Raw genomic sequence first — 14,144 nt, 5'->3', positions numbered from 1 at the left:
TTTTGTTTGGAGCGCCGCCATTCTGTTGGAGGCCGTTCCTTGAACGCGCAAACGGCGTTCTAGATTTTGTTACGACAATCTGTGACCCGGCCCGGAGGGGGACCTGGACGGCGCGGCTGAAGTGAGGACAGGGCAGACATGAACGCAATCGGCGTAGAGCGCAGAACCACAATGCGCGGTTTGGCCCTGGCGGCAGCCCTGATGTCCGGCCTGGTGCTTGCCAGTTGCCAGAGCGTTCCGACCGGCGAATTCAACAACATCGACAAGGCGCAAGGCTCGAGCGAGAACATCTCCTCGCTGTCGGCGGTGATCCAGCGCAATCCGCAGGATCCGGAAGGCTACAATGTGCGCGGCTCGGCCTATGGCCGTGGCGGCCAGTATCAGGCGGCGCTGAAGGATTTCGACACCGCCATCCAGCTCAACCCGAATTTCTACCAGGCCTATTCGAACCGGGCGCTGATCCAGCGCTTCCTCGGCAACCAGGCGGCCGCCCTTGCCGACTACAACCGCTCGATCCAGATCAATGCAAATTATGACGCCGCCTATATCGGCCGCGGCAACCTTTATCGCAAGGCAGGCCAGACCCAGCAGGCCTTCAACGATTTCCAGAAGGCGATCCAGCTCGACACCACGGATGCCCGCGCCTACCACAATCGCGGCCTGATCTATCAAAGCCAGGGCCAGCACAAGTTTGCCATCGAGGATTTCTCGACCGCCATCTCGCTGGCGCCGGACGCCGCCGAACCCTACAACGGCCGCGGCCTCTCCTATCTCGCCATGAATGACGAGGACAACGCCTTCTCCGACTTCAACATGGCCATCAAGCTCGACGGCAAGAACGCCGAAGCCTGGTCCAACCAGGCGCTGATCTACGAGCGCCGCGGCGACAAGGTCAAGGCCTCGAAGGCCTACCGCGAAGCCGTCCATCTCGACCCGACCTACCAGCCGGCCAAGGACGGCCTGTCGCGCACATCGGGCGCCACCGCCGGCTGAGATGCAGCCGGCGCGCCGCCATCGGCGGCCTTTTATAACAACGTTCCATTCCTGATGCAGTGCGCCGCGTGAGCGGTTTCTCCGCGGAAAGCGCAGAGCGCTTCCGCTAGGGATGCGTATCCAGAAAACCCCACTATCACCCAATCTTAACCACCGGGGGCAAAGCGTTAACCCCTGCCTTGATCGCGCCAAGTTTTCAGCGGAACGCTCCGGGCCATTCAACCGTTGTTGAAGGCATTTTCGAAAGGACTGACCCATGATCAAGAAAATCATCTGTGCCGCGGCACTTGCCACGACGCTGCTTGCCGTTCCCGCCAGCGCCGGCAAGCTTCAGCTCGGCACGCTCGATTGCACCATCGACGGCGGCGTCGGTTACGTCATCACGTCGAACAAGGGCGTCGACTGCACGTTCCGCCCTTATCACCATGGGCCGTCCGAGAAATACACGGGGATGATCTCCAAGCTCGGCGTCGATCTCGGCCAGACGCATCAGGGCCAGCTGGTGTGGGCGGTTCTGGCCGCCACCCGCGGCCATGACGAGGGCGACCTTGCCGGCCATTATTACGGCGTCAACGCCGAGGCGAGCGTAGTGACCGGCGGCGGCGCCAATCTGCTGGTCGGCGGGCTCGACGGCGCCTTTGTGCTGGAGCCGCTCAGCGTCCAGGCGCAGACCGGCGTCAATGTAGCGGTCGCCGTGACCTCCCTGGAGCTGATCCACTCGTTCAAATAAGCATCGGCAAATAAGGATCGACTGATCCCTCTACGCGCGGCGCGGAACAGGTTACTGTTTCGCGCCGTATGCTTTTTGGGGGATCCGCCGTGCTGAAACCAGCCATCGCCGCCGCTATCACCATCATCTGTACCGCCCAGGCCCAAGCGCAAGACCAGGGCATCGAACTCGGTGTGCTCGATTGCGCCATCGGCGGCGGCACCGGCTTCGTTTTCGGCTCCAGCAAGGATCTGAGCTGCACCTTCACGCCGGCCGACAAGAGCTTTTCGCCGGAAGCCTATTTCGGCGCCGTCAACAAATACGGGCTCGACATCGGCACCACCAAGCAGACCGTCATGCAATGGCTGGTGCTGACGCCGCTGAGGAACATCTATGCGCCCGGCGCGCTGGCCGGCGACTATATCGGCGCCAGCGCCGAAGTGACCGCGGCGGTCGGCGCCGGCGCCAATCTCCTGGTCGGCGGCTCCTCGCAGGCCTTCACCCTGCAGCCGCTCAGCCTGCAGACGCAGACCGGTATCAACATTGCGATCGGCGCCAGCCAGTTTCAGCTGCGCAGCATTGAGAACTGACCAGCGCATCAAGCGGAGAGGCTTCCGGCCAATCTCGCCCGTCTGCACTTCGACAAAAAGCCACTTGAGCTCAACTGCGCTTGAGGTTTTACAACTCGCCTGACTGAAACAGCGCGCATGGCCCCGCTGGTAAGCCCGACTGGCTTCTGGCGCCATGCGCCGGCATCGAGATATGCAAAGGCAGGGTAAAAGAATGACTGAAATCACCAGCAACAAGGTCGACTGGCAGGCATTGTGGGCAAGCGGCGACCTCGCGCGCTTCTGCTTCATCAGCCTCGGCATCCTGCTGCACGCCACCAACGAGACGATGGTGGCGACGGTCATGCCGGCCATGGTCGGGGACCTCGCCGGTGTGCAGTTCGTCGGCTGGTCGCTGGCCGTCTACGAGCTCGGCGCCATTGTCGCCGGCGCAGCGGCCGGGCGGCTGGTCAGCTATGCCGCTCTACGCTCCAACGTCACGGTCGCCGCCCTGCTCTATGCCGTGGGCGCCCTGATCTGCGCCACCGCGCCGTCCATGCCGGTGTTTCTTGGCGGCCGTCTTGTCGAGGGGCTCGGCGGCGGTGCGCTGGTGTCGCTGGCCTTCGTCTCGGTCGAGCGGCTGTTTAACCGCAACATCTGGCCACAGCTGTTCGGCATAATGTCGGCGATCTGGGGCGTCGCCGCGTTCAGCGGCCCGATGCTCGGCGCGATCATGGTCGAGCTCCTGTCCTGGCGCTGGGCCTTCGGCGTCTTCGTGCTGGGTGGCATCGCCATGGCATCGGCAAGCTTCATCGTCCTGAACACGCCGGAAGCGACGAAGCCGCAAGCCGCCGCCGGCACCTCGCCGCCCTTCCCCTATGCAGCCCTTGGCTGCCTCGCCATCGCCGTCGTGCTGATCGCCACCGCAGGCGTCGACGTCGCCTTGCTTCGATCGTCGCTGCTGCTGGTCCTCGGCCTCGCCGGCCTGGCGCTGTTCGTTTTCGTCGACGCCATGAAGCCGCAATCGCGACTGTTCCCGTCGGGCCTGTTCTCATGGCGCTCGCCGGTCGGCAGCGGCATGAGCATGGTTGCCGCCTTCTCGGTGGCGACAGTCTCTTTTTCCATCTACGGGCCGCTTCTGCTTACCACGCTGCACGGCATCCAGATCCTGACCACAGGCTACATCATCGCCGCCGAATCGATCGCCTGGTCAATCCTGTCGATCGCCGTCGCCAATGCGCCGCTGCAGCGCGAACGGCAGATCCTCGTCATCGGCGCGCTGATGATTGCAGCCGGCCTCGCCGGTTTCGCCTATGCCATCCCCGCCGGCTCGATCCCGGTGATCCTGCTCTGCGCTTTGTTGCAAGGCGGTGGCTTCGGCGTGTCATGGCCCTTCCTGACCCGCATCATCGTCGCCTCGGCCCGCGACGGCGAGCAGACGATCGCCTCGGCCGCCGTGCCGACCATGCAGCGCATCGGCTACGCCGTGGGCGCCGCCATGGCCGGCATCATCGCCAATGCCAGCGGCTTTTCGGACGGACTGAACCGCGAGGCAGCAGCGCACGTCGCCGGCTGGCTGTACCTGGCCTTCGTGCCACTCGGCATTGTCGGTTGCCTGGCGGCGTTGAAGATGGCTTTGGAGGCACGCCGGCCGCAACTGGCGCCAGGCTGAGGGCACGGCCGATCGAGAATTTGGCGACAGCATTCCGCCGGCGCTGTCGGCGTCAAATGCCCTCGGCCACAAGGCTGCTTGCAAGACCATGGCCTGCCCGATTGCGGAACCAGCGGCCGCTCAGGCTTGCAAACGCTCGGCGATGAGCGCGGCGAGCCGCGCCGCCACCTCGTCCTTGCCCATCTCAGGCCATTCCTCGACACCGTCCTTCGAGACGATGCGCACCTTGTTGCGGTCGCCGCCCATGACGCCGGTGGGGCCGACGCCGCTTTCATGCGAGACATCGTTGGCGACAATGAAATCGGCGCCCTTCTTCTTCAGCTTGGCCTCGGCATTCGCAATCAGGTCCTGCGTCTCGGCGGCGAAGCCGACAACCAGCCCCGGCCGTTGCCCGTGATGACCGACGCCGGCGAGAATGTCGGGGTTTTCGACCATTTGCAGCGCCGGTGGGCCCTGGCCCGCCACCTTCTTGATCTTCTCGCCGGCCGTGCCAGCGGTGCGCCAGTCGGCGACGGCAGCTACGAAGACCGCGGCGTCCGCCGGCAACAACTGTTCGACGGCCGCTTTCATCTCGGCCGCGGTCTCGACATGTGTCGTCACAACGCCGGCCGGATCGGCAATGCCGACCGGACCGGAGACCAGGCGTACATCCGCGCCCAGTCTCGCCAGCGCTGCCGCAATCGCATGGCCCTGCTTGCCCGAAGAGCGGTTGGCGATGTAGCGCACCGGGTCGATCGGCTCATGCGTCGGCCCCGAGGTGACGATGATCCTGCGGCCGGCCAGCGGCTTCGGCCTGCTGTCGAGCAGTGCCTCGATCACTGCCACGATCTCCAGCGGCTCGGCCATGCGGCCCTCGCCCGCCTCGTTGCTTTCCGCCATCTCGCCCTTGGCCGGGCCGACGAAGGCGATGCCATCCTTGGCGAGCGTCGCCCGGTTGCGGCTCGTCGCGGCATGCGACCACATTTTCGGGTTCATCGCCGGCGCCATCAGCACCTTCTTGTCGGTGGCGAGCAGCACCGTCGAGGCCAGATCGTTGGCATGGCCGTTGGCGAGCTTGGCCATCAGATCGGCAGTGGCTGGCGCCACCACCAGAAGGTCGGCCTCGCGCGACAGGCGGATATGGCCGACATCGTGCTCGTCATTGCGGTCGAACAGTTCGGTGAAGACATGGTCGGCCGAAAGCGCGCCGACCGAAAGCGTGGTGACGAACTCCTGCGCCGCCGATGTCATCACGACGCGCACCGCCGCACCGCGCTCGCGCAGCCGGCGGATCAGGTCCAGCGCCTTGTAGGCGGCGATGCCGCCGCCGATGATCAGCAGGATGCGCTTGCCGTCGAGGGTTTTGTGCGTTTTTGTGGATTGACCACGCTGGGGCAGATCGATGTCAAAACCTCCATGAGGCTCAACCAAGCGGCGGATTGTTGCATAGAGGGTTTCGCTCTCGGGCATGCCGGCTTCCGCCGACAGCACGCTTTTGGCAAGCGCATCACGCGCCTCTTCCTCCATCGACACCCCGCGCGCCGCAGCGCGCTCACGCAATTTCTGCTTCACGTCGTCAGCTAGATTGCGGACAGTAATGGTGCCCATGACTTGCTCCGTGACATCAATACCGCGACTGCAACGCTAGCACCATAATTGCTAGCGTTGCAAGCGATCAGAGCAGCTTCCACGCGATGTAAACCAGCGTCAGCGCGATGACCCACAGCGCCATCCGGCCGGAGCGGGAGTAGTGCGCTTCGGCCTTGCCGATGGCGCGCGATGTCGCTTCGTCGAAGCGCAGGCCGTGTTCGGCCATAAAATCGATCTCGCGCGACAGCCGTTCGGTGCGGGCGGCAAGATCGGGCGCCTGGCGGGCCAGCGCCAGCAGCGCCTTGGCGCCGTCGCGCGCGTCCATCAGCAGGCCGCTCGGCCCGAGATTGCCGGCGATCCACTGGCCGACCACCGGCTCGGCCGTCTTCCACATGTTGAAGGCCGGGTCGAGCGTACGCGCGACGCCCTCCACCACCACCATGGTCTTCTGCAACAGGATCAGTTCCGACCGCGTGGCCATATCGAACAGTTCGGTGACCTCGAAGAGCAGCGTCAAAAGCTTGGCCATCGAAATGGTCTCGGCCGGCTGGCCGTGGATCGGCTCGCCGATGGCGCGGATCGCCTGCGCGAAAGCCGCGACATTGTGCTGGCGCGGCACGTAGCCGGCCTCGAAATGCACCTCGGCGACGCGCAAATAGTCGCGGGTGATGAAGCCGTAGAGGATTTCGGCGAGGAACCGGCGCTCCTTCTTGCCGAGCCGTCCGGCAATGCCGAGATCGACGGCGACGATATTGCCATTGGCCTCGACGAACAGATTGCCTGGATGCATGTCGGCATGGAAGAAGCCGTCCCGCAGCGTGTGACGCAGGAACGACTGGATCAGGTTGGTGGCGATCGCCTTCAGATCGTGCCCCGCCGCAGCGAGGCCGGCGATGTCGTTCATCTTGACGCCGTCGACCCATTCCATGGTCAGCACATCGCGCCCGGTGCGCTCCCAGTCGACCGACGGCACGCGGAAGCCCGGATCGTCCTTGGTGTTTTCGCCCAGTTCCGAAAGTGCGGCCGCCTCGAGGCGAAGATCCATCTCGATCTTGGTGGTCTGCGCCAGCGTCTCGGTCACCTCGACCGGCCGCAGCCGGCGCGACGACGGGATGTATTTCTCCTGCAGCCGGGCGGCGAGGAAATAGCTTTCGAGATCCTGAAAGAAGCGGCGGCGCACGCCAGGCCGGATCACCTTCACCGCCACCTTGGTATCGACACCGTCATGCATGGCCTGCGCGGGATGGACCTGGGCGATGGAGGCCGCCGCGACCGGCCCGCCGAACTGCGTATAGAGTTCGCCGATCTTGCGCCCGAGCGAGCCCTCGATCGCCGCCACCGCTTCCGCCTGCGAAAAAGTGTGCATCTTGTCCTGCAGCATGGCGAGGTCGAGCGCCATGTCGTTGCCGACGACATCGGGCCGCGTCGCCAAGAACTGGCCGAGCTTGACGTAGGAGGGTCCGAGCCGGACCACCGCCTTGGCCAGCCGGTCGCTGCGCTCATAAGCGAGTGCGCGGCGGCGGGTGAAGAGCCGGGCCATGCGCCAGCCGAATTTCGGCAGGCCGCCGAGTTCGTCGCCCGGCAATGCTGCGATCACGCCTTCGCGAACCAGCACCCAGCCGGCCCGTGCGAGCCGAAAGGCGGCGCCGACGCTGCTCATCGCCTACCCTGCTGCTGCAAACTGTGGTGCCTCAAAGCTTCCAGCCCGAATGCAGGGCGGCAATGCCGCCGGAATAGTTGCGGAACGACACGCGCTCGAAGCCCGCGCGGGTGATCATGGCAGCAAAGTTCTGCTGATTGGGAAATTTGCGGATCGATTCGACCAGGTAGGAATAGGGTTCGCCCTCGCCCGTCACCATCTTGCCGATCTGCGGAATGGCGTTGAACGACCAGGCTTCGTAGACCTTGTCCAGCAGCGGCATCTCGACCTCGGAAAACTCCAGGCACAGGAACCGTCCGCCGGGCTTCAGCACGCGAAAGGCTTCCGTCAGCGCGACATCGATGCGCGGCACGTTGCGGATGCCGAATGCGATGGTGTAGGCGTCGAAGGTGCTATCGGTGAAAGGCAGTTCCTCGGCATTGGCCTCGACGAAATCGGTGTTGCCGGACAGGCCCTTTTTCTCCGCGCGGTCACGGCCGACACTGAGCATCGAGCCGTTGATGTCGAGCACCGTGGCATGCGCGTTGCCATGGCTGGCGTCGACGATGCGGAAGGCGATGTCGCCGGTGCCGCCGGCCACGTCGAGCACTTTCCAGCCCGGACGTTTCGGCGGATTGAGCCATGTCACCATGGCATCCTTCCACAGCCGGTGCAGCCCGGCCGACATCAGGTCGTTCATCAGGTCGTAGCGCTTCGCCACCTTGTGGAAAACCTCATTGACCAGAGGCTGCTTGTCGCCTGGCCCTACCTTCTTGAAACCATAGGAGGTTTCCATGCCGCCCGCGGCCGTGGTTCTCTCAACTGACATTATTTTGATCCGTCATAAAACCGGCGGGACCATAGCCGATCGATGGTGCGGGCGCTATTGTTTAAGGCGCGGTGTTCGGCCGCGCTTCCAGGTGGTGGGCTTTACGGCCTGGACTGATGAGACGGGATAACTGCATGCCTTTGAAAGCGGAACTGCACTGCCACATCGAGGGGGCAGCGGCGCCCGAACTCGTCGTCCGCCAGGCGCAGAAATACGGCAAGGACACCTCGCTTTATATCCAGAACGGCTCGTTCGTCTGGCATGATTTCACCTCGTTCCTGGCGGCTTATGATTTTTCCGCCGACCTGTTCCGCACCGAGGAGGATTATGCCCGCCTCGCCGACCATTATCTGACCAGCCTTGCCCGCGACGGCGCCATCTATTCCGAGGTCTTCACCTCGCCCGACCATGCCGTCAGGGCCGGCCTGTCGCCCAAGGCCTATACCGATGCGCTCGGCGAAGGCATGCTGCGCGCCAAAGCCAAGACCGGCATCGAGGGCCGCATGATCGTCACCGGCGTACGCCATGTCGGCGTCGAGTCGATCGAGCAGGCGGCGCGCTTTGCGGCGCGCTGCGGAAATCCGCTGGTCACCGGCTTCGGCGTCGCCGGCGACGAGCGCATGGGCGAGATGGAGGATTATGTCAGGGCCTTCGAGATCGCCCGCGAAGCCGGCCTCGGCATCACCATCCATGCCGGCGAGCTGACCGGATGGGAGACGGTGCAGGCCGCACTCGACCATATCCGCCCGTCGCGCATCGGCCATGGCGTGCGCGCCATCGAAAACCCCGATCTGGTGCGGCGCATCGCCGATGAGGGCATCGTGCTGGAATGCTGCCCCGGCTCCAACATCGCGCTCAAGGTCTACGACAGTTTCGCCGATCACCCTTTCCCTGCGCTGCAGGCAGCCGGCTGCAAGGTGACGCTGAATTCTGACGACCCGCCCTATTTCTGGACTTCGCTGAAGCGCGAATACGACATCGCCGCCGAGCATTTCGCCATGAACGAAAAGGCGCTGGCCGCCATCACCCGAACCGCGATCGAGGCGGCTTTCGTCGACAGGAAGACGAAAAGCGCGCTGCTTGCCCGGCTCGATGCGAAGAGGTGACTGGTGACTGGTGACTGGTGATTGGTTTGCCGGCGCTTCGGCCTGTCAACGGCAATGATCGATCCATCGGGACTCGCAAACCTGCTCACTATTCACTATTCACTATTCACCATTCACTGGAGCAACCCATGCAGGGCGTCACCGTCGTCGACCACCCGCTTGTCCAGCACAAGCTGACCATCATGCGCAAGAAGGAGACGTCGACCGCCGGCTTCCGGCGGCTGCTGCGCGAGATCTCGCTGCTGCTCGGCTACGAGGTCACCCGCAACCTCGAACTGACGACGACGACCATCGAAACCCCGATGGAAACCATGGAAGCGCCGACGCTGGAAGGCAAGAAGCTGGTCTTCGCCTCGGTGCTGCGCGCCGGCAATGGCCTGCTCGAAGGCCTGCTCGACCTGGTCCCGGCGGCCCGCGTCGCCCATGTCGGCCTCTACCGCGATCACGAAACGCTGGAGGCGGTGGAATATTTCTTCAAGGCGCCGAGCGATCTCGCCGACCGGCTGGTGATCGTCGTCGATCCGATGCTGGCGACCGCGAACTCGGCCATCGCGGCCATCGACAAGCTGAAGGAGCGCGGCGCCACCAACATCCGTTTCCTTTGCCTGCTGGCGGCGCCAGAAGGCATCGAGCGCTTCACCAAGGCGCATCCGGATGTCCCGGTCTTTACCGCTTCCATCGACCGCCAGCTCAACGAGAAGGGCTACATCATGCCCGGCCTCGGCGATGCCGGCGACCGCATGTACGGAACTAAATGACGGCGGCTGGCAAGGCCAGCTGGCATCCAGTCGTTTACCGCCCGTTTACGCAAAGCCGCGGTTTCGGGTTGGCGTTAAAGCGGCACACACCATACGTGGGCAAGAATGGGCCTTCACGAAGGTCCGTTCATGCTGCGCAAGCTTCTCATTCTGGGCGTGTTCGCCGGAACGTCGGCATCGATCCCGATCGTCTATCAGTCGAACCCGCAGATTCTCGACAACCTGTTGAAGTCGACCGTCGCCGGCAAGCCGTCCGCGCAGCCTCAGCCCGAACTGAACATGGCCTCGGTTCCCGGCAAGCCGGCCGCACCGCTGCCCACTGGGCGCAAAGTATTGGTGGCGGCTGACAAGCGCGGCCATTTCACCTCCGCCTTCAAGCTCAACGGCCGCCAGGTCGACGGCATGATCGACACCGGCGCCACTTTGGTCGCCATCAACACCTCGACGGCGCGCCGCATCGGCATCTCGCTCAACCCGTCGGACTTCAACCAGCAGGTCAACACCGCCAATGGCGCGATCAGGGCCGCCGTGGTCAACATCGATCGCCTGCAGATCGGCAAGATCAGCGTCGACAACGTCCAGGCGGTAGTGCTCGACGACAAGGCTCTGCGCACCAACCTCATTGGCATGAGCTTTTTGCAGCGGCTGGCAAAATACCAGGTCGAAAACGGCACACTGTTACTGGTGCAGTAGCGCGTTCCGCTACCCGCGCGGCAGCACGCGCCGGATGACAGTCTTGTCGGCGGCTGGTTTCGACGCCCCGATCGTATAGGCCGAAAGCACGGCGGCTGCGGCCGCTTCGGCCTCCGCTTGCGTGCGGGCGTGGACGAGCGCCAGCGGCTCGCCGGTCCGCACCTCGGCGCCGAGCGGCAGCAGCCTGGTGATGCCGACCGCATGGTCGATCCCGTCGTCCGGCCGCGTGCGCCCGCCACCGAGCCCGACCACGGCAAGGCCGATATCGCGGGTGGCAATACCGGTGGCAAAACCGTTGCCTGTCGCCTTGACCGCAAACTCCACCGCCGCTTTCGGCAGATATTTTTCCGGCTTCTCGACGAAATCGGCGGGACCACCAAGGGCTGCGACCATACGTGCGAAGGCGGCCGCCGCGCCGCCCCCGGCCAGCGTCTCGGCCGCGCGCCTGAGACCGTCCTGATTGGACGACGCCAGCCCTGCCGATTGCAGCATCTCGGCGGCCAGCGCCAGCGTCACATCCTCCAGTCGCTTGTCGCGGAGCCTCCCGGTGAGGAAATCGACGGCGTTGCGCACCTCGACCGCGTTGCCGGCCGCCGACGCCAGCGGCTCGTTCATGCCGGTGACCAGCGCCGAGGCCTTCAGGCCGGCGCCGTTGGCGATCTCGACCAGGCTGTTGGCCAGTGCTGTCGCGTCGCGCGACTTCTCCATGAAGGCGCCATTGCCGACCTTGACGTCGAGCACCAGCGACTGCAGGCCAGCCGCGAGTTTCTTCGACAGGATAGAAGCAGTGATCAGCGGCACCGATTCCACCGTTCCGGTCACATCGCGGATCGCATAGAGCCGACGGTCGGCGGGCGCGAGATCGGCGGTCTGGCCGATGATGGCACAGCCGGTCTCGAGCACCGTCTTGCGGAAGCGCGCGATATCCGGCTGGCTGATATAGCCCGGGATGGCATCCATCTTGTCCAGCGTACCGCCGGTATGGCCAAGGCCCCTGCCGGAGATCATCGGTACATAGGCGCCGCAAGCGGCGACGATCGGCGCCAGCATCAGCGAGACATTGTCGCCGACGCCGCCGGTCGAATGTTTGTCGGTGACCGGACCCGGCAGGTCGGACCAGTCGAGCACATCGCCGGAATCGCGCATGGCGAGCGTCAGCGCCACCGCCTCGTCGCGGTTCATGCCGTTGAAGAACACTGCCATGGCAAAGGCGCCGACCTGGCCGTCCGAGACGCTGCCCAAAGTCACGCCCGCGACAAAAGCCGAAATCTCCTGTGCGGACAGTTTCTGGCCGTCGCGCTTGCGGCGGATGATTTCCTGGGGAAGCATCAGGTGCCCTTTGGCTCCGGCAACCCATCCTGGAACACATGCGCAAGGATCGTCGCCAGCCGTGCGCCGCCGATCGGCGCCATGTCCTTGGTCTCCTGGTGCGACAGTTCCGCCCCGGTCATCCCGGCGGCGAGATTGGTGATCACCGAACAGGCGGCTGCGCGAAGCCCAAGGAAGCGGGCGAGAATGACCTCCGGCACGGTCGACATCCCTACCGCATTGGCGCCCATGATGCGCGCCATGCGGATTTCAGCAGGGGTTTCGAAACACGGACCGGAAAACCACATATAGACGCCCTTGTGCAGCGCCGTCCCTGTCGCCTTCGCCGCCCGTTCGATCGCCGCGCGCAAGCCGGCATCATAGGCTTCGGTCAGGCCGACGAAGCGGCGGTCGCTCGGCTCGCCGATCAGCGGGTTGGAGCCGGAGAAATTGATGTGATCGGTGATCAGCATCACCGATCCTGGCAGCATGTCGGGATCGACCGAGCCGGCGGCATTGGTAAGGATCAGCTTGGTGATGCCGATGCCGGCAAGCACCTCCAGCGCCGGCCGCATTGCAGCAGCAACGCCGTGCTCGTAGTAATGGGCGCGGCCGGACAGCATCAGCACCGGCGTGCCGGCGAAAAGCCCCGCGACCACCTCGCCGGCATGGCCAGTCACCCCGCTGCGGGGGAAACCCGGCAGGTCGGCATAAGAGATGCGCACGGCATTCTCGACCTGGTCGACAAGCCCGCCAAGGCCCGACCCCAGCACCATGGCGGTGGTCGGCGCCAACCCGTCCAGCCTTTCAACGAGGTGGTCCAGAGCTTCCTTCATATCAGCCAACTCTCACTTCAAAATGTCGCCACGAAACCCGTAGGGCAGCATGTCGCCCATGGTCACGGTCTCGACCACGCCGGTGTTGTCGCAAAGATAGAGCTTTGTGTCCGGCCGGCAGAACTCCGCCAGCCTTTGCCGGCAGCCGCCACAGGGCGAGCATTTGGCCATGCGCGAGGCAATGACGGCGATCTCGACGATCTTGCCGCCGCCGCCCATGACATAATGCCCGAGCGCCGTGGTCTCGGCGCACCAGCCTTCCGGATAGGACGCGACCTCGATGTTGGCGCCGGTGAAGACGCGGCCGTCCTCGGTGCGCAACGCCGCACCCACCGGAAACTTCGAATAGGGCGCGTAGGCCTTGGCCATGGCCTCCTGCGCGGCTTCGAACAGATCATGCGACATCTAGACGTTCTCTCCGACGATCGTGGTCAAAACCCGGCCATTTGCGTTTTGCTGGCGCCTTTCGAGCACCAGCCGCATGTTCGGCTCAGTGCTCCTGGGCGCCCGGATCAACGTTCCTTGACATAAGGCACGCCGCCGGCGCGCGGCGGGATCGCCTTGCCGATGAAGCCGGCAAGCAGGATCACGGTCAGCACATAGGGCAGCGCCTGCATGAACTGCACCGGCACCTTGCCGATCAACGGCAGCGGCGAACCCTGCAGGCGGATCGCCGCCGCGTCGAGGAAGCCGAACAGAAGACAGGCGAACATGGCGTTGACCGGTCGCCATTTGGCAAAGATCAGCGCCGCCAGTGCGATGTAGCCCTTGCCCGCGGTCATGTCCTTCACGAAGCCGCCATTCTGCACCATCGAGAGGTAGGCGCCGGCAATGCCGGTCAGCACACCGGTGCAGATCAGCGCCCGGTAGCGCAGCCAGGCGACCGAGATGCCGGCGGTGTCGACGGCGGCCGGGTTCTCGCCGACGGCGCGCAGGCGCAGGCCGAAGCGGGTTCGAAACAACACCCACCAGGTGAACGGCACCATGGCGAAAGCGAGATAGACCAGAATCGAATGGCCAGAGAGCAGCTCGGAATAGATCGGCCCAATGATGGGCACATCGTGGATCGCGGCAGCACCAGGCAGAGTGATGGCCTCGAAACGCTCGCCCGGCTGCAGCGCCGGCGTTCGCCCGCCCTGCTGGAACCAGGCTTGGCCCAGAATGATGGTCGAGCCGGCGGCGACGAAGTTGATGGCCACACCGGAGACGATCTGGTTGCCGCGATGGGTGATCGAGGCGAAGCCGTGCACCAGGGCAAAGGCGACCGACATCACGATCGCCATGCCGAGACCGAGGAAGGCCGAATGGAAGACCGAAGCGGCGGCCGCACCTGCAAAGGCGCCGACCAGCATCTTGCCTTCCAGCCCGATGTCGAAAACGCCGGCGCGTTCCGAATAGAGGCCGGCGAGGCAAGCGAGCAGCAGCGGCACCGACAGGCGTATGGTCGAGTCCAGGATCTGCACGATGGCGATGAAGACGTCCAT

14 protein-coding genes are annotated in these 14,144 nt (G+C 64.6%); 7 read left to right on the top strand and 7 right to left on the bottom strand.

Features of this window, described 5'->3' with window-relative positions; all coding sequences use genetic code 11:
- Positions 1 to 138: 138 nt before the first annotated feature.
- From NKJ77_RS29070 to NKJ77_RS29055, 4 genes are all read left to right on the top strand, one after another.
- Complete coding sequence (locus NKJ77_RS29070) at positions 139 to 993, top strand: tetratricopeptide repeat protein (protein ID WP_023700994.1); 855 nt, start codon at positions 139 to 141, stop codon at positions 991 to 993.
- A gap of 256 nt (positions 994 to 1,249) precedes the next feature.
- Entirely contained in the window at positions 1,250 to 1,723 is a 474-nt protein-coding gene (locus NKJ77_RS29065) for a DUF992 domain-containing protein (RefSeq protein ID WP_023671136.1), read from the top strand.
- 89 nt (positions 1,724 to 1,812) lie between these two features.
- Positions 1,813 to 2,292, top strand: coding sequence for a DUF992 domain-containing protein (locus tag NKJ77_RS29060; protein ID WP_352536164.1), 480 nt, complete (start codon positions 1,813 to 1,815; stop codon positions 2,290 to 2,292).
- Between the two features lie 193 nt (positions 2,293 to 2,485).
- Positions 2,486 to 3,922 (top strand): MFS transporter, encoded by a 1,437-nt coding sequence (locus tag NKJ77_RS29055; protein WP_352536163.1) that lies wholly within the window; start codon positions 2,486 to 2,488, stop codon positions 3,920 to 3,922.
- 120 nt (positions 3,923 to 4,042) lie between these two features.
- Here the strand turns inward: NKJ77_RS29055 and coaBC are convergent, their stop codons facing one another.
- The 3 genes from coaBC to ubiE all read right to left on the bottom strand — a co-directional run bounded on the left by coaBC (position 4,043) and on the right by ubiE (position 7,959).
- Entirely contained in the window at positions 4,043 to 5,509 is a 1,467-nt protein-coding gene (gene coaBC / locus NKJ77_RS29050; protein ID WP_352536162.1) for a bifunctional phosphopantothenoylcysteine decarboxylase/phosphopantothenate--cysteine ligase CoaBC, read from the bottom strand.
- Positions 5,510 to 5,576: 67 nt separating this feature from the next.
- Positions 5,577 to 7,151 carry a 2-polyprenylphenol 6-hydroxylase gene (ubiB, locus tag NKJ77_RS29045; RefSeq protein ID WP_352498607.1) on the bottom strand — a complete coding sequence of 525 codons (1,575 nt, stop codon included), beginning with the start codon at positions 7,149 to 7,151 and terminating at the stop codon, positions 5,577 to 5,579.
- A 31-nt stretch (positions 7,152 to 7,182) separates the two neighbouring features.
- A complete protein-coding gene (ubiE, locus tag NKJ77_RS29040; RefSeq protein ID WP_352536161.1) occupies positions 7,183 to 7,959 on the bottom strand; it encodes a bifunctional demethylmenaquinone methyltransferase/2-methoxy-6-polyprenyl-1,4-benzoquinol methylase UbiE in 777 nt (258 codons plus the stop codon).
- Between the two features lie 134 nt (positions 7,960 to 8,093).
- Here ubiE and NKJ77_RS29035 point away from each other — a divergent pair, with 134 nt between their 5' ends.
- The 3 genes from NKJ77_RS29035 (at position 8,094) to NKJ77_RS29025 (ending at position 10,516) form a co-directional block, all read left to right on the top strand.
- Entirely contained in the window at positions 8,094 to 9,065 is a 972-nt protein-coding gene (locus tag NKJ77_RS29035; protein WP_352536160.1) for an adenosine deaminase, read from the top strand.
- Between the two features lie 128 nt (positions 9,066 to 9,193).
- Positions 9,194 to 9,823 carry a uracil phosphoribosyltransferase gene (gene upp, locus NKJ77_RS29030; RefSeq protein WP_023671129.1) on the top strand — a complete coding sequence of 210 codons (630 nt, stop codon included), beginning with the start codon at positions 9,194 to 9,196 and terminating at the stop codon, positions 9,821 to 9,823.
- A gap of 129 nt (positions 9,824 to 9,952) precedes the next feature.
- The gene (locus NKJ77_RS29025; protein ID WP_352536173.1) at positions 9,953 to 10,516 is read left to right on the top strand and encodes a TIGR02281 family clan AA aspartic protease; all 564 of its coding nucleotides are present in this window, start codon (positions 9,953 to 9,955) and stop codon (positions 10,514 to 10,516) included.
- A 9-nt stretch (positions 10,517 to 10,525) separates the two neighbouring features.
- On the opposite strand, the gene deoA is transcribed toward NKJ77_RS29025, so the two are convergent.
- The 4 genes from deoA to NKJ77_RS29005 all read right to left on the bottom strand — a co-directional run bounded on the left by deoA (position 10,526) and on the right by NKJ77_RS29005 (position 14,144).
- Positions 10,526 to 11,845 (bottom strand): thymidine phosphorylase, encoded by a 1,320-nt coding sequence (gene deoA / locus NKJ77_RS29020; protein WP_352536159.1) that lies wholly within the window; start codon positions 11,843 to 11,845, stop codon positions 10,526 to 10,528.
- Positions 11,845 to 12,660: a purine-nucleoside phosphorylase gene (locus NKJ77_RS29015; protein WP_352536158.1), complete on the bottom strand. Its 816-nt coding sequence runs from the start codon at positions 12,658 to 12,660 to the stop codon at positions 11,845 to 11,847. The genes deoA and NKJ77_RS29015 overlap by 1 nt, the downstream gene beginning before the upstream one ends.
- Before the next feature lie 12 nt (positions 12,661 to 12,672).
- The gene (gene cdd / locus NKJ77_RS29010; RefSeq protein WP_352536157.1) at positions 12,673 to 13,065 is read right to left on the bottom strand and encodes a cytidine deaminase; all 393 of its coding nucleotides are present in this window, start codon (positions 13,063 to 13,065) and stop codon (positions 12,673 to 12,675) included.
- 107 nt (positions 13,066 to 13,172) lie between these two features.
- Complete coding sequence (locus NKJ77_RS29005; RefSeq protein WP_023683182.1) at positions 13,173 to 14,144, bottom strand: ABC transporter permease; 972 nt, start codon at positions 14,142 to 14,144, stop codon at positions 13,173 to 13,175.

Origin of the sequence: Mesorhizobium sp. M0052, from assembly GCF_040323255.1 — a bacterium.
GTDB lineage: Bacteria > Pseudomonadota > Alphaproteobacteria > Rhizobiales > Rhizobiaceae > Mesorhizobium.
The sequence above is the reverse complement of the archived record's forward strand: the minus strand, read 5'-3'. Positions and strand labels throughout refer to the sequence as shown.